This is a genomic window from Bartonella sp. AC535YNZD, from assembly GCF_042196625.1.
In the GTDB taxonomy this organism is placed as follows: Bacteria; Pseudomonadota; Alphaproteobacteria; order Rhizobiales; family Rhizobiaceae; genus Bartonella.
This window is the reverse complement of the sequence record NZ_JBHIQP010000052.1, coordinates 1-1,116: the sequence shown is the minus strand read 5'-3', so window position 1 is coordinate 1,116 and position 1,116 is coordinate 1. Positions and strand designations below refer to the sequence as shown.

The 1,116-nt window shown below is 46.1% G+C and carries 1 protein-coding gene; it reads right to left on the bottom strand.

The genetic code is table 11. The annotated features are described in order from the left end of the window. The coding region (locus tag ACFIM8_RS09095) for a hemagglutinin repeat-containing protein (RefSeq protein WP_375614829.1) at nt 1-1,116 on the bottom strand (1,116 nt) is incomplete at both ends.

The following is a 1,116-nucleotide window of genomic DNA, read 5'->3' as shown; positions in this document are numbered from 1 at the left end:
GGTGCCAACACTCATTGAAGAACTTTCACTGCTGTTTTGTGTGCTTTGCGTGTTTTGCGCACTTTCAAAGGTGATATCTTCACCTGCTTCCATGGTGATATTCCCGCTCTGTGCATCATTTTCCAGCACATAGATTGGATTGGTACCAGCGATAATATCAACGCCAACACCATGAATGCTGCCTTTGTGGGCTTGCATGTTAACAGCGCGTCCGCCTTCTATGCTATCTGTCACCGCTGTGGAGGTCTGAACAGAGGCTTCTGTTTTCTCAGTTTTAAAGCCCACGGTTACACTGCCAGATGCACCAGCCATATTGGCAAGAGCATCCTTGGTGGAGCCCCCCATCCCTCCTAATGAGCTACTCAGTCCTTTGGTTGTGTTCCCCTTTTCCCCTGTGTTGCCAGTCAGCCAATCAACAAAATTCTTGCCTTTATTAAAGAGGTGATTGATTTTCATGCCAGTCAGTATGCCATTAAGAACGGTGTTATTGCCATCCTTATTATTCATACGGTCCGCGGCATCTTTTAAGCCTTGTACCGTGCCAAGGACACCGATATCAACGGAAGTTGTCACACCAGCAAAAGACTTTTCATGCTTTTCTTTTGCGTTAGAGGTATCATAGCTTTCTGATAGGGTGATATTATTGCCGGCATCAATGTTGACATCACGATCCGCCGAAACAATGGCTGCTTGTAAATTCACATCATTGTCAGCAGTAATCTGCACATCTTGGCGTGCCGTGATGTGTGATTGTGTAGAAGTATTTTCCCATTGATCGCCCGTATCTTTGGCGCTTGCAATTCCAACCCCCAAGGAAGCACCGCTGTTGCTCTTTTCAAACTGAAACCCAAAACCTGTGCGTTCTTCCTTTGAGCTTGAGGAATGGCTATTATGACCAACAAGCACATTGACATCACGCGCTGCCGAAAGGTTAATATTCTCACCTGCAAGGTCAGAGCCAACAATTGTCACATCTTTTTTCTTGGCAGTGATGTTGATCGTACCATCCGCATTGAGAGAAGAACCTTGATGCTCAAAGCTCTCTTCATTTTCTGTCTTTCCCTCACTCCCGTATATCGATACAAAGCCCTTGCCTGATCCCACACCAAAACCCGT